The organism is Kitasatospora sp. NPDC001664 (genome assembly GCF_053596675.1).
In genome coordinates, this window is the sequence record NZ_JBSFGS010000027.1 from 73686 (window position 1) to 92937 (window position 19252).

The window sequence follows — 19252 nt, forward strand, 5'->3', positions numbered from 1 at the left end:
CCAACAATCGGGAGGACCGGGCGAGGTGTCAAGAGACTGCGCAGTAGGGGGCATTGGGGCCCCTGGATAATCGGACCATCTTTCGAAGTGGCCCGTGGGAGCGCATCCATCTGTTCCCTCAGCTCGGCTGGCCTGCCCCGCTTCCACGAGTACCGAAACCGCCTCGCCGGGTTGGCCGGAACCCACAGCCGGCTCCCCGGCCCGGCCCCGGACGCGCCGACAGGTATGACGGCGCCGGAGCGGGGCAGGCGCAGGGCGAGGTCGGGCCGCCGTGGTCCGGCCGATCACCGGGAGGAACAGAGCTCCCACAGCCATCGAGGCGAGACTGACGGGTCGTCAGGAAAGTCAGCAAAAGGTCAGCATCGATCCGACTAGACCGTGCCGCAGACTGCCACACGTGCGATACGGGTGAGCTGCGCACGCAGTGCCTTGTCCGCAGGCGGGGAGCCCCCGAGCACACCGGTGACCCAGTCGCCGCACTTGCCAGGAACCTGCGATGCGACCGGAATCAAGTCGGCCGCCGACACAGAAGTCCGCGGGTCAGCTGCGGTTGCCACGCGGCTTCAGCGCCACGTTCGGCAGCTCCGGTGCCGGGAGCCGCTTGCCCGGGTACCCCTTCACCTCGCCGAAGCGATCGCGATGAAGTTCCACTGGAAGCCCAAGGCGGGCGTGCACTCACTGGTGTGGGAGGAGGCCCAGCTGATCAGCGGCATGGACCCGGACTTCCACCGACGCGACCTAGCCGACGCGATCGAGGCCGGCGCGTTCCCGCAGTGGGAGCTCGGCGTGCAGGTCTTCCCCGACACCGCCGAGCAGACCTTCGCGGGGATCGACCTGCTGGACCCCACCAAACTCGTCCCCGAGGAGCTCGCCCCGGTCCAGGCACTCGGCCTGATGACGCTGACGGCCAACCCGGCGAACAACTTCGCCGAGACCCTGCAGGTCGCCTTCCACCCCGGCCACCTGGTCGCTGGCATCGACCTCACCGACGACCCGTTGCTGGCGGGCCGGCTGTTCTCCTACCTCGACACCCAGATCACCCGCCTCGGCGGCCCCAACTTCGCCCAGATCCCGGTCAACCGCACCCACGCCCCCGTCAACGACATGCTCCGCGACGGCTTCCACCAGGACGCCGTCCACACCGGCCGGGCAGCCCGCGGTCGGGGCAGGCCCGCCGCGCGCCCGGCCGGAGACGAAGGAGGCGGCAGCGTCCTACCGGGTGCTCGGCCCGGTGGTGGGGACCTCGACGGTGTGCAGTGCCGTGGGGACGGCGCCGGGGCGCAGGTGCCCCGGATCGCCTCCCGTACGCACGGCGTGGGCCCGCGCCTCCCCCAACGACGTTCCCGCCCTCGGGCGAGGGCGCCGTCGTCCGGCACATGACCTTCCGTCACCTCTCCGAGGACCCCACGAGGTCGCCGGACTGCTGGAGCTGTTCGACGACTCCGCCCGTGGCCGCCCCTCCGCTCGGCTCCGGCCCCCTCCAGGCGGTGATCGAGATGAGCGTGACGGACACCCTCCGGCGGTGCTCGGCGCGGCAGAGTGCCGGGGCTCAGGGAGCGCAGTGCCTGTCAGTAGAGGCCGAGGGTCTTGGCGATGTCCTCGCGGTGCTGCATGTGCTGGTGTCCTTGCTCGCCCAGGGCGGTCAGGAGGCCGGCGATGACGGTTTCGGTGACGGCGAGGGTGGGGGCGAGGCTGTCGTACGGCGAGGGGGAGGTGACCTGGGCGGGGAGGACGACCTCGGCGTGGGCGGCGACGGGTGAGAGCCAGGTGTCGGTGAAGAGGATGACGCGGCCACCGTGTTCCTGGGTGAGCTGGGCGATGGCGACCTTGTCGGGTTCGTAGCGGCGGTGGTCGAAGACGACCAGGACGTCGCGGCGGCCGAGGGCGGCCAGGACGGCGGTGCGCTCGACGTCGCGGTCGGGCAGGAAGCGGACCTCGTCGCGCAGCTGCATCAGGTGCAGGCCCAGGTACTGGGCGAGGAGGTGGGTGAAGCGTCCGCCGGCGAGGGTGATGCGCCGCTTGGGGTCGGCCAGCAGTTCGACGGCCCGGTCGAGGTCGTGCTGGGGCAGTTCGCTGAGGGTGCGGCCGACGGCGGCGGTGAAGGCGGTCGAGGCGCGTTGCAGCAGGCCGCCTTCGGCGCCGGTGGCCTGCTCCCCTGCGGCGTTGTAGAGGGTGAGGGGGGAGGCGTTGCGGTCGTCGAGTTCGGTGCGCAGCGCGGCTTGGAAGTCGGGGAAGCCGCGGTAGCCGAGGCGGGTGACCAGGCGCAGGACGGTGGGGGCGCTGACCGTGGCGCGCTCCGCGAGGGTGGCGACGGTCTCGAAGCCGGCGGCGGGCCAGTTGGCGAGCAGGACGCGGGCGACCTTGCGTTCGGCGGGGCTGCACTCGCCGAGCCGGGTACGGATCTGCTCGGCGATCGGGGCGGCGGCCGGCATGGTGGCTGGTCCTTTCGGGTGGGTCCTGCGGAAACGATATCGGTTCGGGCCCGCGCTGCCGGGCCCTCGGGGTGACCGGGGCCCGGCGCCGCGGGGTCAGGCGGGGGTGATGTCCACCCGCAGGTCGGTGAGGGTGGCGGTGGTGGTGCCGTCGGTGGTGTGGGCGCGGGTGGCGCCGGTCCTGGTGAAGGTGACCCGGAACTGCGGGTCGCCCTCCCAGGTGGTGGCCGTCGCGGTGCGCTGGGCCGTGGTGGCGGTGAGGGCGCGCGCGGTGCGGGAGAAGGAGTACGGGGTGCCCGCCGAGTTGGCCTCGGAGGAGAAGACGTCGCCGTTGGCCGGGACCGGCGCGCTGACGGTGGGGGCGAGCGGCCGCTTGCCCGGGGCGGGGGTGGTGCGCCGGGTGCGGGGGTCGTACGCGTCCCCGTCGGTGAGGTAGCCGTAGGCGACGCCGCTGATCCGCCATCCGCCGGGCCCGGTGGCGGCGCGGGCGTGGCGCAGGTCCAGCACCGAGACGCCGTGGGTGCCGAGGACGCGGATCGCCTCCGCGTGCGTGCCGGGGTTCTCGACCTCGATGGCGGTGTCCTCGTCGAGGGCGAACACCCGGTCGTGGTGGGTGTCCGCAGCGAGGCGGATGGCCCGGCCTTCGCGTCCGTAGGTGCCGGTGTGGGTGTCGAGGAGGCCGGAGGCCAGCAGGCCGAAGCCGCCGGCGGGCAGGTAGCCGAGGCGGGTGGGGTCCTCGAAGTAGCCGGGTGCGCTGCCGTCGCGCAGGGCGGGATGGCTGTCGCCGCCGGTGACCATGTCCGGTCCGGAGGCGATCTGGGCGCCGGCGCTGGTGCCCGCGACGACCGCCCCGGCCGCGAGCTTGGCGCGGATGGCGGCCAGCACCTTGGAGTCGGTGTGGGCGTGGCCGTGCAGGAGGCTGGTGACGTAACGGTACTGGTCGCCGCCGCCGAAGAAGAATCCGGTCATGCCGTTGACCTGGGCGACCACGGCGTCATCGTCGGCCGCACCGGTGTGTTCGATGTCGACGGGGATCCACTGGGCGTCGGCCGCGCCGTAGGACTTGAAGAGGTCGGCGTAGTAGAGGCCGTTGCAGCGGGAGTTGGAGCAGGTATCGGGGTCGCTGGCGTGCGGGTCCTGGCTCTCGGGGACGGAGGCCGCGGTCAGGACGCCGATGCGGGCGCGGGTGGTGCCGCCGGCCTTGGCGATGATCTCCCGGTAGATCCGGGCGTCCTTGAGGCCGCCGCCGACGAGGATGAGCGTTCCGGTCTGCCGGTGGGGGGTTGCGGAGGCGGTCGGCGCGGCGGCGGCGAGCAGGCAGGCCGCGGCCAGGACGGTGGTGGCTCTCAGGGCTCTGTTGCTGGACAAGCTGGACTCCTGACGAGACGTGGGAGAAGGGGCCGGGTGCGGCTGTCAGGGCTCACCCGGCCCCCGTTCGGGGCAGGCTCGCGGGCCGGTCTGACGGTGGGTCAGGCGGCGTGGGCGAGGGCGGCGATGGTGGCGGCGAGGACGGCGATCCGGGTGGGGACGGTGGAGACGTCCAGCCACTCCTCCGGCGAGTGGTCGGCTCCGCCGACGGGCCCGAGGCCGTCGAGGGTGGGGACGCCGACGCCGGCGATCAGGTTGGCGTCGCCCACCCCGCCGGTGGAGGCCCCACCCAGGTCCAGGCCGAGTTCGGCGGCGGCGGTCCGGGCGACGGCGTACATCGACCTGGCCGCGGGGGTGTACTCCATCGGGAGGCAGAGGTCGAGCTGCTGGACGGAGGTGGTGGTGCCGGGGACGGCCGGCTGCCGGGCCAGGCTCCGGATGGCTTCGGCCGCGCGGTGGAGTCCGTCGGCGGTGGTGGCCCGTACCTCGACCCGCAGCTCTGCCTCGGGGCAGATGATGTTGGCGCGGGTTCCGGCGCGGACGACGCCTACGTTGACGGTCACGCCCTCCCAGCGGTCGTTGAGGGCCTGGATGCCCACGACCAGGTGAGCGGCGGCGAGGGCGGCGTTGGCGCCGCGTTCGGGTTCGATGCCGGCGTGGGCGGCGCGGCCGGTGACGGTGAGCTCGAAGTCCGCGACGCCCTTGCGTTCGACGACGAGGTCACCGTTCTCGCGGGCGCACTCCAGCGCGAGGGCGTGGTCCGTGCCGGCGGCGACCGCCTCGGTGACCGGGCGGCTGGCCGGAGATCCGATCTCCTCGTCCGGGGTGGCCAGCAGGACGACCTCGCCGAACTCCTCCCACCCCGCGCGCAGCAGCACCTCGAGTGCGGTGATGCCCGCCAGCAGGCCGCCCTTGTCGTCGCTGACGCCGGGCCCGTGGGCGAGGGTGCCGTCGATGCGGAAGGGCCGGGCGGCGGCGGTGCCGTCCTCGAAGACGGTGTCCATGTGCCCGGCGAGCAGGATCCGGCGGCCGCCGGGAACGCTCCCGGTGCGCCGGGCGACCACCACGTCGCCGATCTCCGGGTGCGGGGGCCCGGCGCTCACCCGCTGGACCTCGAAGCCGAGGCCGTCGAGACGTCCCTCGACCCAGTCGGCGACGCGGTTGACGCCGTGGGCGCTGTAGGAGCCGGAGTCGATCGAGACGAGATCGGCGAGGTCCATCAGGTACTGGTCCGTCAGGTCCTGTGCGAGCGGCAGCAGCCGGGTGGCGGTGAACGGGCCCGCCTGGGCGGGGGCGCTCACAGGACCTTGGAGAGGAACGCCTTGGTGCGCTCCTGGTCGGGGTCGGTGAGGACCTTGCGGGGGTCGCCCGCCTCGACGACGACGCCTTCGTCCATGAACACGGCGGTGTCGGCGACCTCGCGGGCGAAGCCGATCTCGTGGGTGACCACGACCATGGTCATGCCGTCGGCGGCGAGGTCGCGCATCACGTCCAGGACGTCGCCGACGAGTTCGGGGTCGAGGGCCGAGGTGGGCTCGTCGAAGAGCATGAGCTTGGGCTTCATGGCCAGCGCGCGGGCGATCGCGACGCGCTGCTGCTGGCCGCCGGAGAGCTGGGCCGGGTAGTGGCCGGCGCGGTCGGCGAGGCCGACGCGCTCCAGGAGCAGCTGCGCCTCGGCCCGCGCCGTCGCGGCCGGGACCCGTGCTACGCGTACCGGTGCTTCGATGACGTTCTCGAGGGCGGTGAGGTGCGGGAAGAGGTTGAAGCGCTGGAAGACCATGCCGATGTCGCGGCGGCGTTCGGCGACCTCGCTCTCGCGCAGCTCGTGCAGGCGGTTGCCGGACTGCCGGTACCCGACGAGGTCGCCGTCGACGGTGAGGCGGCCGGCGTCGACCTTCTCGAGGTGGTTGATGCAGCGCAGGAAGGTGGACTTGCCGGAGCCGGAGGGGCCGAGCAGGCAGCACACCTGGCCTTGTTCGACGGTCAGGTCGATGCCCTTGAGGACCTCGAGGCGGCCGAAGTGCTTGCGCACGCCCTGGGCGTGCACCATGGGCCGGGACATGCGCGGTCAGCCCTTCCGGTTGCGGGTGGCGGGCAGCACGGTGGTGATGCCGGTGAACATGCGGCGCAGCGGGGAGACGTGCGCGGAGCGGGTGGTGCCGCGGCCGTAGCGGCGCTCCAGCCAGGCCTGGGGGACGGACAGCACGGTGGTCAGGGCCAGGTACCACAGGGCGGCGACCACCAGCATCGGGATGACCTGGTAGTTCTGGGCGTAGACGTCCTGGATGTTCGACATCAGGTCGTGCGCGGCGATGACGGAGACGTACGCGGTGGTCTTGAGCATGTTGATGGTCTCGTTGCCCATCGGCGGGATGATGACCTTCATCGCCTGGGGCAGGACGATCCGACGCATCGTCAGAGCGGGCTTCATTCCGAGGGAGTGGGCCGCTTCGGCCTGGCCGGGGTCGACCGACTGGATGCCGGCCCGGACGATCTCGGACGCGTAGGCCGCCTCGTTGAGGCCCAGCGCCAGCAGGGCGGCGATGGAGGGCGTGAGCAGGCTGTTGGTGTCGAACTCGACGAAGGTGACGCTGGTGAACGGGATGCCGATCATCACGTGCTTGTAGAGGGCGGCGGCGTAGGCCCAGAAGATGATCTGCACCAGCAGCGGGGTGCCGCGGAAGAGCCAGACGAACAGGGTGGACAGGCCGTACAGCACGGGGTTGGTGGACAGCCGCATGACGGCGACGAGCGTGCCGAGGGCGAGCCCCATCGCCATGGCGGCGGCGGTGAGCCACAGGGTGGTGACCAGGCCGTCGAAGATGAGGTCGGCGAACAGGTAGTGGCCGACGACGTCCCAGTGGAGGTTGGGGTTCTTGGCGAGGGAGCCGAGCAGGCCGGCCAGCGAGACCAGGGCGAGGGCGGCGGTGGCCCAGCGGCCCCAGTGCCGCACGGGAACGGCGATCAGCTCATCGGCTGAGGCGTCGGATACGGTGCTGCGGTCGGCGCCCGCCGCGAGCTTCGGGGTGGCACTCATGGGTCAGTCCACCGCGCCGTTCTTGACGGCCTTGGGGACGGCGATGGACGCGACGCCGTAGGTGTCGTAGATCTTGGCGAGGGAGCCGTCGTCGATCAGCTGCTGCAGGGCCTTCTGCACGGCGTCGGTGAGCTCGGGCAGGCTCTTGGAGATCGCGATCCCGTTGGGGGAGGCGTTGTAGCCGCCGGTGGCGGCCGGGTCGTCGACGAGCTGGAAGGCGGTGCCGTTGTCAGCGGTCTTGGCGGTCCAGCCGGCCGCGGGCTTGGTCAGGACGTCGGCGACGACCTTGCCGGAGCGCAGGGCGAGTTGGGCGTCGGAGTCCTTCGGGAAGGCCTGGATGTCGATGGCGGGCTTGCCGGCGGCCTTGCAGGCGTCCTGGTGCTTGGTCAGCAGCTTCTGCTGGTTGGTGCCGGTCTGGACGGCGGCCTTCTTCCCGCACAGGTCGTCGAGGGTGACGATCTTCTCCGGGTTGCCCTTGGCCACCATGATGCCGGTGCCGGAGTTGGAGTAGGTGACGAAGTCGACGACCTGCTCGCGTTCCTTGTTGTCGGTGATGGCGCTGATCGCGGCGTCGTACTTGCCGGCCTGGATGGCGGGGACGATGCCGTCGAACTTCTGCGCCTGGAACTCGAACCTCACGCCGAGCTTGGCACCGAGGGCCTGGCCGAGGTCGTGGTCGAGGCCGGTCATCTCGCTCTTGCCCTCGGCGACGTACATCTCGAACGGCGGGTAGGGGACGTCGGTGGCCACCCGGACCTTGCCTGCCTTCTTCACCGATGCCGGGAGAGCGTCGTGCAGGGCGCCGTCCCGGGCGATGGTGACACCGGCGACGGTGACCGGGGCGATGGACACCGCAGCGGATCCGGCGGCGTCACCGGCCGATCCGCAGGCAGTGAGCAGGAGCGCGGCGCACACGGTGGCGACGGCCAGCTGGACCGGTCTACGGGAGAGAGAGGAGTTCACGGCGCAACCTTTCGGGAACCTGGGACGGCGCCAGTGGGGGCTGCGCCGCTCGCCAGGACGTTACAGGTGTGACGTCATGAAAGATAGATGTAACGAGGGATACGAATCGGTAACAACGGCCCTCTGGTGACAGGTTCGCTGATGAGCCATCAGATGGCCAAGCTTTCCCTCGGATCTCGCGTTACATCTTTCGAAAGTTCAACTGTGTATGTATGTTCCGTTCCTGCGCCTTGCAAGCTTCCCTCTCGTCTGGGCGCTCTTATCCGGCCCGGCCCCCACGCCCGGTCGTCCTCCTCTGCCGCCGCCCGCCCCCAGCGGGCGCGGCCTCCCCCACAGGAGCCCCCTTGAGCATCGCCATCCGCACCATCCGACGGCCCGCCGCCCTGCTCGGCACCGCTCTGCTCGCAGCCGCCCTCACGGCGCCCGCCGGCATCGCGCACGCGGCCGGCGCCACCCCGGGCACCCTCGTCCTGGCCGGCGGCGCGGTGGCCGCCACCAACTCGGCCGTCTACGGCACCTTCGTCACCAAGGCCGGCGGCGCCTCGGCCCGGATCGGCATCGTCACCGCCGCCTCCGACGTCCCCGCCAACGACCCCAACGCGAACGACCCCGCGACCTGCTCCAACTCCGTCTGCAACGGCACCTACTACGCCGACCTGCTCAAGAACAGCTACGGCGCCGCCGACGCCCAGTGGATCCCCATCGACCTCGACCACATCGCCAACAGCTCCAGCCAGGCCGTCGTCGACCAGATCAACACCATGACCGGCTTCTTCTTCGGTGGCGGCGACCAGAGCCGCCTGGTCACCACCCTCATGAAGAGCGACAACTCCGACACCCCTGCCCTGGCCGCGATCCGCGCCAAGTGGACGGCCGGCGCGGCCGTCATGGGCACCAGTGCCGGTACCACCATCACCAACGGGCGCGACATGGTCACCGGCGGGGAGAGCTGGGACGCCCTGCGCTACGGCTCCTACACCACCGTCAACACCAGCTACCCCGACGACCTCACCTACCGCCCCGCCGGCGGCTTCAACTTCTTCACCACCGGCCTGATCGACACCCACTTCGCCGCCCGCGGCCGCCAGGGCCGCATGGTCCGCCTCGCCGCCGACACCGGCCACAACCGCGCCTTCGGCATCGACGAGGACACCGCCCTCGTCGTCAACAGCCCCGGCACCGCCACCGAGAACGCGACCGTGGTCGGCACCAACGGCGTCTCCGTCCTCGACCTGCGCACCGCGACCGTGTCCACCCACAGCGGCTACTGGTCCGCCGACAACGTCAAGTGGTCCTACCTGACCAGCGGCGACACCTACAACCCCGCCGCCTGGACCACCACCAGCACCAAGGCCGGCTACGCGCCCACCACCGGCACCGTCGGCACCCGCTGGACCGACGTCTTCTCCTCCCCCAAGCCCGCCACCGCCCACCCGTACCAGATGGTCAAGATGGCCACCGAGCTGGTCAACGCCGGCCGCAGCACCACCCAGTACGGCATCAGCTACGAGAGCGGCCCCCGCTTCGAGGCCGACCTCACCAAGGGCACCGACTTCAAGGCCTGGAAGAGCGGCACCACCGTGACGTTCGCCAACCTCACCACCCACCTGTACGTCTACTGACGGCGCTTCATCGGCTCACGGCACAACGGGGAACGAAGCCGCCGTGCCGCGGCGGCCACGCCAGGGAGCCGGAGTCCGCGGAGCGGCGAAGGCGGCCGGCCTGCCGGGCGGATGGCGAGGTCCGAGTCTGCGGCGGCTGCAGTCGGCTCCCGTGACGAGTCCGGCCGGAGGCCTTCGGGTGGGTGCTTCACAGCGCCCACCCGAAGGGCTCCGGCCTTCTGCGTGCCCTGCTGTGTCAGCCGGGCCGGCTCGAAAGTCCCGTAGGGGTGACGTCCTGCACGGCAGCGAGCATCCCCGCCGCCACCTGTCGGCTGGCAGTGGCGTTGGGGTGACGCTGGCGCCAGTAGGGGTTGTCGAGCGGCAGCTTGCCGCTGACGCGCCCGTACATACCGAAGGTGGCGATCGCGAGGCCCATCACGAAGCTGAAGATGACGTTGGGGATCCGGAAGTCGAGGATGTTGGCTCCGGAGTCGAGCAGTGCGAGGTTCACGAAGCCGCTCAAGACGAAGAGCGTGCCCACCGTGATGTTGACCGTCGAGGCCGTGTTTCCGCCCTTGACGGCGCCGGCGATCAGGACCACGGCGGTGGCGATCGAGATCCAGCTCAGCAGTCCGTTGCTGGACAGCCCGGCGATGCGCTCACCGTTGGTGCTGAAGAAGGCCAGTCCGTCCGCCAGGCCGAGACAGCCGAAGACCAGGAGCGCGACGCCGCACAAGCTTGCACTCCAGCGGTAGACCTGGGCGAGCCGGTGGTCGACGGGGAGTTCGTCGCGAAGTTTCATGGCCTCGCTCCGTTCGGGTCGGTGCAGGGATCGGTTCGTGATTCGATCCTCTGCCGCCGAGGTGGCGTGACCCAGTTGCATCGCTTCTGCACCAAATGGGCTGGTCGATCACTGGGGTCCTGATGCAGCCGGTCGGCCGCCGACGAGGTTGCGGGGGTTGAGGAGGTCGTCAAGGACATCGGGGGGCAGTACTTGGGCCTCGCCGGCCACCTCGCGGACCGGACGGCGCTCCAGGGCCGCCTGGCGGGCGATGGAGGTGGCCTGGCGGTAGCCCACGGCCGGGTTGAGCGCGGTTGCCAGGACTGCGGATCCGCTGGCATAGGCGAGGGCGCGCTCCTCGGCGGCGTGGATGCCGCTGACACAGCGGTCCGCCAGCAGCAGGCAGGCAGCCCTCAGGTAGCGCAGCGCGGTGAGCAGGCTGTGGGCGATGAGCGGCTCGAAGGCGTTGAGCTGGAGCTGGCCGGCTTGAGCGGCGAGGGCGACGGTGGTGTCGGCCCCGATGGCTTCGAAGCACACCTGGGTGACGGCTTCCGGGATCACGGGGTTCACCTTGCCGGGCATGATGCTGGAGCCGGCCTGCATCTCGGGCAGTGCGATCTCAGCCAGTCCCGCGTGGGGGCCGGAGGCGAGCAGGCGCAGGTCGTTGCAGATCTTGACCAGGCGCAGGGCGAATCGGCGCTGGGCGCTGGAGACGTCGAGGAAGGCGCCGACTCCCTGGGTGGCTTCGATGAGGTCGCGTGCGGGCCGTATGGGTAGTCCGCTCAGGCGGGCGAGATGCTGGGCGCATGCGTGCGCGAAGCCAGGGTGGGCGTTGAGGCCGGTGCCGATCGCGGTGCCGCCCATGTTGACCTCACACAACCCCTGCGCGGCGCGCTCGAGGGTCGCGATGTCGTCGCGGATGCCGGTGTCGAAGGCCCCGAACTCCTGGCCGAGGGTCATGGGCACCGCGTCCTGCAGCTGGGTGCGGCCGAGTTTGACGACGTCGTGGAAGGCTTGGGCCCGCTCGTTGAAGGCGTCGGCGAGCACGTACATGGCACCGGCGAGGTTCTCGACGCCGGTGTGGAGGGCGAGCTTCACCGCGGTGGGGTAGGCGTCGTTGGTGCTCTGGCCGAGGTTGACGTGGTCGGTCGGGCTCAGGCGCGCGTAGGTGCCAAGTGGCTCGCCGAGGTGCTCGAGGGCCCGGTTGGCGATGACCTCGTTGGCGTTCATGTTGGTGGAGGTACCGGCCCCGCCCTGGAGGACGTCCACCTGGAAGTGGTCATGGAGCGCTCCGGCGCGGATCTCCTCGCAGGCGCGCACGATCGCGGCGCATCGCTCGAGGTCGAGCTCACCGAGGTTCTGGTTGGCGAGCGCGGCCGCCTGCTTGACCATGGCGATCGCGCTCACGAGTTCGGGGTGGGCGGCGACCGGCATGCCGGTGAGCGGGAAGTTCTCGACGGCGCGCAGGGTGTGGATGCCGCTGTAGCTGCGCGCCGCAAGTTCGCGGGTGCCGAGCAGGTCGGCTTCGGTACGGACCGGAGTGCCGCCAGGGGTGCGTACCGCGCCGGAGGGTCGTGAAGGCATGGGGATCCCAAGGTCGGAGGGCGTGAACCAGAGGCAGTACTGAACGTTACAGTCGAGTCATTGCTAGCGCTATATGTAACGCCAAAGGAGGATGCTAAGTCCGCTTTTGCGCATTTCGTCGAGCCTGAGCCGCCAATCATGCACGTTGTCAAAACGTAACCGTTCATACAGATCGGCAGATACAGGCAAGTGTGTAATTTCTGTTTCGGCCGATCCAGTGACTGACGAAGGGCTCCCCCACGATGACTCGCCTGCGCCCCGCCCGGTGGCTCAACCCCGTCGCCGCAACCGCCTCCGCCGCCTGCCTGCTCGTACTGACCGGATGCGGCTCGACGCCCTCGCAGAGCCCGGCAAACCCCTCCATGCCTCCCTTCACCACGGTCAAGGGAGTCCCCGTGAGCGCGGATGCCGCCCTGGCGGCCAGAGTGCCGCAGTCCGTCAAGCAGGCCGGCAAGGTCCGCGTCGCCACCGACCTGCCCTACCCGCCGTTCGAGATGTACGCGTCCGAGGGCAGCAAGGAGATCACCGGCATCGACTACGACCTCGGACGGGCCATCGGCGCCCGGCTCGGCGTCAAGTTCGAGTTCACCGGGCAGAAGTTCGACGGGCTCCTGCCCGCGGTCCAAGCCGGCAAGTTCGACGCAGTCATGTCGGCGATGACCGACAAGAAGGAGCGGCAGCAGGCCGTCGACTTCGTCGACTACATCAACGCCGGCCCGGGCTGGCTCGTGAAGAAGGGCAACCCGGAGAACATCAAGGTCGTCACCGACGTGTGCGGCAAGAGCGTCTCGGTGCAGACCGGCACCAACCACCAGCGGATCCTCGAGCAGCGCCAAGAGCTCTGCAAGCAGGAGGGCAAGCCCGCCATCACGGTCCTCGCCTTCTCCAAGGACTCCGAGGCCCAGCTCGCGCTGCGGGCGGGGAAGGTCTCCGCTGATTTCCTCGACGAGGTGACCGCTGCCTACGTGGCGGACACCGCCGAGGGCGGCGCGGCCTTCGACACCGTGCGAGGAAAGGAGGCGGTCGGCCCCACGAGCGCATCCCCGATCGGCATCGGCGTCTCCAAGGACGTGCCGGGCCTGAAGGAGTCGATCCAGGCGGCACTGCAGTCGCTGATGGACGACGGTTCCTACCGCAAGATCCTCGAGGCCTACCACGTCCCGGGCATCGCGATCCCCAAGGCCACCATCAACGGCGCCTTGGACTGACACCCCCTCAGGGCCTCGTGCTCCTTGGGCGTGCACCGGCACGCAGGCGCTGTGCAAGCCCGTCACGGGTCGAGGGCCGGGCTGCTCAGCGAGTGCCGCCGGGCGGTGGCAGGAGCCAGCGGACCGTCCGCACCACCGCCGTGCCCAGCGGGCCGGCCGCCGCGTCGAAGGCCGCGGCGGTCGGCAGGCCCAGCAGGCGCCGGTGGCGGGGTTCGAGCAGCGCGAGGGCCGCCACGGCGAGCGCGCCATGGGCGGGACGGGCCAGGAGCGGGATCGGCGGGCGGAGCAGCAGGAACCGGGCTGCCCGTTCGGCGTCGGCGGTGGCGGCGAGTTCGGGGTCGTAGCTCCGGAGCAGCTCCGCCAGGGTGGTGCGGGTGCGGGGCGGGTCGGTGACGCCGAGGTCGGCGGCGATCTCGGCCATGTCGGCCACGTACGCCTCGCATCCGGCCGCGTCCAGCGGGGCTGCGCCGTAGCGCTGGTGGGCGCGCAGGAAGCAGTCGGTCTCGGCGGCGTGCACCCAGGCGAGCAGGTGGGGGTCGTCGGCCCGGTAGGCGAGGCCCGCGGGCGTCGTCCCGCGGATGCGGGAGTGGACGGCGCGGACCCGGGCGATCGCGGCCCGGGCGTCGTCGTCGGTGCCGAAGGTGGTGACGGCCAGGAAGGTGCTGGTCCGTTGGAGCCTGCCCCAGGGGTCGCCGAGGTAGCCGGAGTGGCCGGCCACCGCGGCCATGGCCGCCGGGTGCAGGGACTGGAGCAGCAGGGCCGCGAGTCCCCCCGCGAACATCGCCGCGTCGCCGTGCACCACCCGGATCGCCCGGCCCGGGCCGAACCGACGCGGTCCAGGGGCGTGGTGGATCCGCTCCCGTACCGCGGGGCCGTCGGGCCCGGCGATCCGGGCGAACAAGGCCTCGCCGAGCCGTCTGTGACAACCGGTGAGACGCGGGACGGCGGTGAGGTGCGCAGTGCCTCCGGCGGAGGGGGCCGAAGGGTAGGGCGGCGTCATCCCGCGACGCGTCCGATCGCGAAGGCGGCGAGCGTGAGCGCCATCAAGAGGATCACGGCCACCGGGATCCACCCCGGCCAGGCGTCGTGGAGCTCCACGCGCTCGGGCACCGAGATCGCGTGGGTGGTCGATGCCTCGCATTCGGGCGTCTCGGTGGGGACCGGGCCGAGGGCGGGCTTCGGGGTCACGGGCTGGTCAGCGGACATGGTCGCTCCTCGGGGAACGTGTCAGAAGAGGCAGAGGCCGCCGAGCCGCCGCCAGGCGGCGCCGAGGGCCAGGGTTGCGGGTGCGGCTGCGACGGCGGCCCAGGGGCTGACCGTGCAGGCGGTCACCACCGAGGCGAAGGTCAGGACGGCCGCCAGCGTCACCAGCAGGGCGAGGGCGCGCGGCCGCCACAGCCACAATCTCGCCCGGGTGGTGCGTCGCCGCAGCATCCGGTTCAGCCCGGGGTCACTGGCGGCCAGGACACGCTCGATCTCGTCCGCGAGCGTCGCCTCCCAGTCGTTCAGGGGATGCGTCATGGCTTTCCACCTCCGCCTCCTACGGTCACGTGCGACGCACCGCGAAGCTCGTTGCAGCGTTCGCGCAGCGGTCTTGGGGGGGTGATGGCGGGACAGGAGCGGCCGATCCGAAGCGCGCTCTAGCAGAGGACAGACGGAGCGTCAGGACGGGGATCGGGACGACGAGGCGCGGGCGTGACGCCGCATCATCTCTCGTAGATGAGGACGTCGGGGCCGCCGATGTCGAAGCTGCGGTTCAGTTCGGCTGGCACGTGGGCGGCACCGACCAGGTGGTGCAGGACGTCGCGGACAGCGCAGCGGCTCGGGTGCGGTGAGGCCCATCTGGGTTCCTACTTCAGGAGAGGGTTCCGACCGCTCGCCCCTGCGTCAGCGAGATACGGGGTGGCCCGGCTTCCTGGCCGCGCCCTCTAGCAGGTCGACAGCGGCCTGCAGGGTACGGGGGCAGAAGGTGCCCGGGGGTGGTCCCTGGCGGACCCAGCCGGGCCCGGCCGTCACCACGAGGGAACTGGTGCGGGAGCCGCGCGGGCCCCAGGTCGCGGCGGCGACCTGACGGGCGAGCTCCCGGTCGGCGGTGCGGTGGTCCTGGGACCAGATCATCACGACGCCGGGGCCGATCCGGTGGACGGCGTCGAGCAGGGCGCGGGGCGGAACGGCACCACCCAGCATGCGGAAGGGGATGGCCCGTTCGGTCAGCGCCGCCGCGGTGGCCTCCAGCGGAAGGGTGTGCTGCTCACCGGGCCCCGCGGCCAGCAGCACCGGACGAGTAGAGGTGGCCGGGAGTGCGGCGATCGCCGCCTCGCGCAGGACGCTGGAGACGTGCCAGGACAGCAGGTGCTCGACCTCGACGTACTGCTCGCCGTCCACGGCCCACTTGCGGCCGGCAGCGCGCAGGGCCGGCATCATCACCTCGGTCCAGGCCTCGATGACGCCGAGCGCCGCGATGGACTCGCGCAGGATCCTGACGGTCTCCGCCGCGTCGAGGCGCACCGCCGCCCGGGCCAGCCCTCGGCATTCGGGGCGTACCGTCCCCACCCGCAGGGCCCGGCCGCCGCTGGCGCCGGCGCCGGGGTGCTCCGCTGCGGGGGCGGGCTCCCTCCCTGACGCGGGGGCGTCACGGTCCTCCGCGTCACGGTTGGCCAGCGCGGCCCTGGCGGCCTCGGCGGGCGGGACGCCACGGGCGGTGAGGTGACACATCGTCTCCAGCACCGCGATGTCACGAGGGCTCCACCGGCGGTGGTGGCCCGCTTCGCGGTGGGCCGGACCGATGCCGTAACGGCGCTCCCAGGAACGGACGGTGGTCGGTGACACGCCGAGGGTCTGCGCGACCGCACCGGTCGGCAAGCCCGCCTCCTCGACCGAGTCGGGCCCGGGCGAGAGGACGGGGGTTTCACGGACGGGCGATGAGGGCGTCATCGCGGGTACCTCCTCGACGCGGAGCTGGATGCGTGACCGTGTGACGTGCGGCAGGCGCGGGCCGGGTGCTCCCGCTCCGGTCAGGGATCACCAGTGCGATGTCCCGGGGGCTCCTTTGAAGGGGCCGGAGATCTCGCTGGTGATCCAGCCTCCGTAGAAGGCGCCGTCCTGCGGCCGGACCGTCTCGCCGTCCACGGTGCAGCGGTCCACCTGGCCGGGGTAGAAGGCGAAGGCGCCGCGCAGCTCCCGGTAGCCCGGCAGCGGTTGCGGGTAGCTCCAGGCCGCACGGGCCGCACGGCGCTCCCCCACCGACAGGTCCCAGTAGCAGGCCAGACCTTTCCACTCACACACGCTCGCCCCGCCGGAGGGGGTGAGGAGGTCGACGGCGACATCGGCGGCGGGGATGTAGAAGACCGGTGGGTGGCTCGTCTCCAGCACTCTCATCGCGGACCTGGTCGAGGCGATCAGCCGGTCGGCGAACCAGACCTCGACCACCCGGCCGGAAGCGGTCTCGACGGCCGGTGGCCTCGGGTAGTCCCACACCGACTCGCGTACGGCGCGCTGATCGGTCATCGCTCTCCTCCTGCCCGTCGCAGACGGCTCGCGTCCACCTCGGCCCGCCGGGATGCGTCGTCGGGCTGGACGGTGGCCAGTCCCATCGCGTTGCGCAGCCGTATCAGCCCGTCGCGGATGCGGGTCTTCACGGTGCCGAGCGGGACGTGGGTCAGATCGGCGATCTCCCGCTGGGTGTAGCCGCCGTAGTAGGCCAGGACCACGGCCTCGCGCTGGACCTCGCTGAGGCCGCGCAGTGCGGTGCGCACCCGGGCCTGCTCGAGGGAGCCCAGCACGCGGTCTTCCAGGGGCTCGCTGTCCGCGGGGTCCTGTCGGGCGGCCCGGTCGTCCCGCTCGCCCGCGGCCCTGACCGAACGCACCCGGTCCACCGCCCGGCGGTGCGCGATGGTCAGCGCCCAGGTGGTGACGGAGCCGCGTTCGGGGCGGTACGCGGACGCCGTCCGCCAGATCTCGAGCAGCACCTCCTGTGCCACCTCCTCGGCCTGCGCCCTGTCGCGCAGGGTGCGCAGCGCGACGCCGTACACCGCCCCGGAGATCGCTTCGTAAACACCCTCGAACGCACCCCGATCTCCCTCGGCCACGCGCTGCAGCAGCACCGGCAATGGCTCGGACGCCCACTCGGTGCCCGAGTGGCTGGCGCGGAGGGCACGGGTTCGAAGATTCACACCGTCACCGTGCATCGTTTCCGCTCCCCGGGCGCACTTGCAGCGTTTGTGCAACGCCTGGTGGCCAGGGGCGCGAGGTCCCCGCCACCGCTGCCCGTGCGGCACGTCGGGCGTGCAGCGCCGACCGCCGACCTGGTGATGCATCACCGATGCACATCCCGCTCACCACGACAGCGGAGGCAACCTGGCAGCCCGACGGCGAGCAGGAGGAACGATGATCATCGAGCCGGTCACACCACGGACGACGAGGCCCGTGCACCGCCCCGTGCTGTCACAGTTCTGGCGCCACCTGCTCTTCGTCCACTGGCCCGTGAACCCGGCGGCCGTCGCACCGCTGCTGCCACCGCACGTGCGGCCCGACGTGTGGAACGGAACCAGCTGGGTCGGTCTCGTGCCGTTCCGGATGGAGCGCCTCGGCATCGGCCGGGGCCCGGGCTTGCCCTACCTGGGGACGTTCCCGGAGGTGAACGTCAGGCTCTACTCCGTCGACCGGCAGGGACGGCGCGGCGTCGTCTTCCGGTCCCTGGAGTGTCCTCGGCTGGCAGCCGTCCTGGCAGCCCGCGCGACGCTGTCCCTGCCCTACCGCTGGTCCTCCACCCACCTGAGCGTCGACGGCGACTCCTACTTCATGGCCACCCGGGCCCACCCTCCGTCGCCCGCCGGGACCGGTTGTGTGCTGACCGCGCGCACCGGGAAGCAGCTCCTGGCCCCCGGCCCGCTGGCCGACTTCCTGACCGCGCGCTGGGGCCTGCACACCCGGGTCGGCGGCCGCACCGTCTACCTGCCCACCGACCATCCGGCCTGGCCGCTGTACGAGGCACGCCTCGGTGGCCTCTCCGACGGCCTGGTCCGCGCTGCGGGCATCACGGTACGAGGAGCACCCACCAGTGTCCTCTACTCACCCGGCGTACCCGTGCGCTTCGGCAGGTGGCAGACCGTCGACTGATCCGCCGCAGCGCGGTACGCGACGGTCCCGGGCGAGGCAATCCGCCAGTGCCTTCCGGTTCGAACCACAACGGACCGGCAGCCGGCCGTCCGGCACGGGTGGGAGGAATCCATGATCAGCGTGCAGCGCACGCCGGCCCCGTGCGCGCCGCGACGTGACTTTGAGGAGCCGGGCCGGTCGGCCCCGCTCCTCGCACGGAACACCGGAGGTCGTTCTCGTGGAGATCAAGAACCTGAAGCTCCTGGTGGTCGGAGCGTCCGGCGTCATCGGCGGCGAACTGGCAGCGGCAGCCGCCGCACGGGGCGCGCACGTGGCGGTCGCCGGGCGTGACCCCCAGCGTCTCGCACAGGCAGCCGGACGAGCCCGTGCCGGCACCGGTGACGTCTTCGACGCCTACGACCTGGAGGCCTGCCGTGCTTTGGCGGCGAACGCGTCCGAGCGGCTGGGCGGCCTGGACTCCGTCCTGGTGGCCATCGGCGCGGTGGCGTTCGGCGCCTGTGCCCAGCTGGGTCCGGAGGTGGAGGAGCACCTGATGACCGTCAACGCCCTCGCCCCCATGGCGGTACTCGCAGGCGCGCTCCCCCTGCTCGGCCCTGGCCGCTCCGCCGGGGCGATCACCGGCGTGATCGTCGACCACCCGCTCGTGGGCACCGCCGCCTACCGGGCATCGAAGGCCGCGCTGTCGGCCTGGCTGGACACGGCACGCGCCGAACACGCGGGGCGGGGCGTCGCGGTCCTGGACGCACGCCTGCCCCACCTCGACACCGGCTTCGCCGGCCGGGCCGTGGCCGGCACCGCTCCCACGCTCCCGCCCGGAGCCGACCTGCACCGCTGGGTCGGAGCCGTTCTGGACGCACTCGTCGACGGGACGGCCGTGCTGACCCCGCACGGCCCGCACGGCGAACCCTCGGCCCGCGCCTCCGCGGCTCCCCGGGGTGTCCGGTGAGCCCCCACCGCGCGCCGCAGCCACCCGCCGACGACCTGGTCGAGCGCTTGCGCCTCGCCGTCGCCGCCGCGGACGCGGAGCTCGTCGAAACCCTGCTGACGGTCCTCGAACTCACCGCCGACGAGACGATGCTGCGACGCCTCGAAGCGGCGATGCGCGAGCAGACGCCGGGCCACGGCTCCGCCACCGGACGACGCAGCCGTTGACCGACCCG

Annotated in this window: 19 protein-coding genes and 1 pseudogene; 6 read left to right on the forward strand and 14 right to left on the reverse strand. The window is 71.7% G+C overall.

What is annotated here, in order from left to right; translation table 11 throughout:
* Window positions 1-639: 639 nt before the first annotated feature.
* Window positions 640-1224: pseudogene (locus ACWCYY_RS31340) on the forward strand (catalase); the annotation flags it as partial.
* A gap of 344 nt (window positions 1225-1568) precedes the next feature.
* On the opposite strand, the gene ACWCYY_RS31345 reads toward ACWCYY_RS31340, so the two are convergent.
* The 6 genes from ACWCYY_RS31345 to ACWCYY_RS31370 all read right to left on the reverse strand — a co-directional run bounded on the left by ACWCYY_RS31345 (window position 1569) and on the right by ACWCYY_RS31370 (window position 7800).
* Window positions 1569-2432 (reverse strand): MurR/RpiR family transcriptional regulator, encoded by an 864-nt coding sequence (locus tag ACWCYY_RS31345; RefSeq protein WP_345289840.1) that lies wholly within the window; start codon window positions 2430-2432, stop codon window positions 1569-1571.
* 96 nt (window positions 2433-2528) lie between these two features.
* Window positions 2529-3800: a cyanophycinase gene (locus tag ACWCYY_RS31350; protein ID WP_449797946.1), complete on the reverse strand. Its 1272-nt coding sequence runs from the start codon at window positions 3798-3800 to the stop codon at window positions 2529-2531.
* Window positions 3801-3901: 101 nt separating this feature from the next.
* On the reverse strand, window positions 3902-5101 hold the full coding sequence (locus tag ACWCYY_RS31355) for a M20 family metallopeptidase (RefSeq protein WP_449797947.1): 1200 nt from the start codon (window positions 5099-5101) through the stop codon (window positions 3902-3904).
* On the reverse strand, window positions 5098-5862 hold the full coding sequence (locus tag ACWCYY_RS31360) for an amino acid ABC transporter ATP-binding protein (RefSeq protein WP_345289843.1): 765 nt from the start codon (window positions 5860-5862) through the stop codon (window positions 5098-5100). Before ACWCYY_RS31360 ends, ACWCYY_RS31355 begins: the two co-directional genes overlap by 4 nt.
* A 6-nt stretch (window positions 5863-5868) precedes the next feature.
* Window positions 5869-6837, reverse strand: a complete 969-nt coding sequence (locus ACWCYY_RS31365; protein ID WP_345289845.1) for an amino acid ABC transporter permease — start codon at window positions 6835-6837, stop codon at window positions 5869-5871.
* Between the two features lie 3 nt (window positions 6838-6840).
* Entirely contained in the window at window positions 6841-7800 is a 960-nt protein-coding gene (locus ACWCYY_RS31370) for an ABC transporter substrate-binding protein (protein ID WP_345289846.1), read from the reverse strand.
* 344 nt (window positions 7801-8144) lie between these two features.
* Between ACWCYY_RS31370 and ACWCYY_RS31375 the strand changes: the two genes are divergently transcribed.
* Window positions 8145-9422: a cyanophycinase gene (locus tag ACWCYY_RS31375; protein WP_449797948.1), complete on the forward strand. Its 1278-nt coding sequence runs from the start codon at window positions 8145-8147 to the stop codon at window positions 9420-9422.
* A 235-nt stretch (window positions 9423-9657) separates the two neighbouring features.
* Here the strand turns inward: ACWCYY_RS31375 and ACWCYY_RS31380 are convergent, their stop codons facing one another.
* Together ACWCYY_RS31380 and ACWCYY_RS31385 are read right to left on the reverse strand one after the other, a co-directional pair.
* On the reverse strand, window positions 9658-10203 hold the full coding sequence (locus tag ACWCYY_RS31380) for a DUF4383 domain-containing protein (protein ID WP_345289898.1): 546 nt from the start codon (window positions 10201-10203) through the stop codon (window positions 9658-9660).
* Between the two features lie 108 nt (window positions 10204-10311).
* Window positions 10312-11766, reverse strand: coding sequence for an aspartate ammonia-lyase (locus tag ACWCYY_RS31385; protein WP_449797949.1), 1455 nt, complete (start codon window positions 11764-11766; stop codon window positions 10312-10314).
* Window positions 11767-12161: 395 nt separating this feature from the next.
* Between ACWCYY_RS31385 and ACWCYY_RS31390 the strand changes: the two genes are divergently transcribed.
* Window positions 12162-12974 carry an ABC transporter substrate-binding protein gene (locus ACWCYY_RS31390; protein ID WP_449797950.1) on the forward strand — a complete coding sequence of 271 codons (813 nt, stop codon included), beginning with the start codon at window positions 12162-12164 and terminating at the stop codon, window positions 12972-12974.
* 85 nt (window positions 12975-13059) lie between these two features.
* On the opposite strand, the gene ACWCYY_RS31395 is transcribed toward ACWCYY_RS31390, so the two are convergent.
* From ACWCYY_RS31395 to sigK, 6 genes are all read right to left on the reverse strand, one after another.
* Entirely contained in the window at window positions 13060-13875 is an 816-nt protein-coding gene (locus ACWCYY_RS31395) for an oxygenase MpaB family protein (RefSeq protein ID WP_449797951.1), read from the reverse strand.
* A gap of 95 nt (window positions 13876-13970) precedes the next feature.
* On the reverse strand, window positions 13971-14180 hold the full coding sequence (locus ACWCYY_RS31400) for a hypothetical protein (RefSeq protein ID WP_345289852.1): 210 nt from the start codon (window positions 14178-14180) through the stop codon (window positions 13971-13973).
* Window positions 14181-14201: 21 nt separating this feature from the next.
* Entirely contained in the window at window positions 14202-14495 is a 294-nt protein-coding gene (locus tag ACWCYY_RS31405) for a DUF3040 domain-containing protein (RefSeq protein WP_345289853.1), read from the reverse strand.
* 366 nt (window positions 14496-14861) lie between these two features.
* Window positions 14862-15908, reverse strand: coding sequence for a MerR family transcriptional regulator (locus tag ACWCYY_RS31410; protein WP_449797952.1), 1047 nt, complete (start codon window positions 15906-15908; stop codon window positions 14862-14864).
* Window positions 15909-15995: 87 nt separating this feature from the next.
* Entirely contained in the window at window positions 15996-16481 is a 486-nt protein-coding gene (locus ACWCYY_RS31415; protein WP_345289855.1) for a DUF427 domain-containing protein, read from the reverse strand.
* Window positions 16478-17161: an ECF RNA polymerase sigma factor SigK gene (sigK, locus tag ACWCYY_RS31420; protein WP_380150442.1), complete on the reverse strand. Its 684-nt coding sequence runs from the start codon at window positions 17159-17161 to the stop codon at window positions 16478-16480. Before sigK ends, ACWCYY_RS31415 begins: the two co-directional genes overlap by 4 nt.
* A gap of 199 nt (window positions 17162-17360) precedes the next feature.
* Between sigK and ACWCYY_RS31425 the strand changes: the two genes are divergently transcribed.
* From ACWCYY_RS31425 to ACWCYY_RS31435, 3 genes are all read left to right on the forward strand, one after another.
* Window positions 17361-18092, forward strand: a complete 732-nt coding sequence (locus ACWCYY_RS31425; RefSeq protein ID WP_449797953.1) for a YqjF family protein — start codon at window positions 17361-17363, stop codon at window positions 18090-18092.
* Window positions 18093-18309: 217 nt separating this feature from the next.
* Window positions 18310-19038, forward strand: a complete 729-nt coding sequence (locus ACWCYY_RS31430) for an SDR family NAD(P)-dependent oxidoreductase (RefSeq protein ID WP_345289858.1) — start codon at window positions 18310-18312, stop codon at window positions 19036-19038.
* Window positions 19035-19244, forward strand: coding sequence for a hypothetical protein (locus ACWCYY_RS31435; RefSeq protein ID WP_345289859.1), 210 nt, complete (start codon window positions 19035-19037; stop codon window positions 19242-19244). Before ACWCYY_RS31430 ends, ACWCYY_RS31435 begins: the two co-directional genes overlap by 4 nt.
* The last annotated feature ends 8 nt before the right edge of the window (window positions 19245-19252 follow it).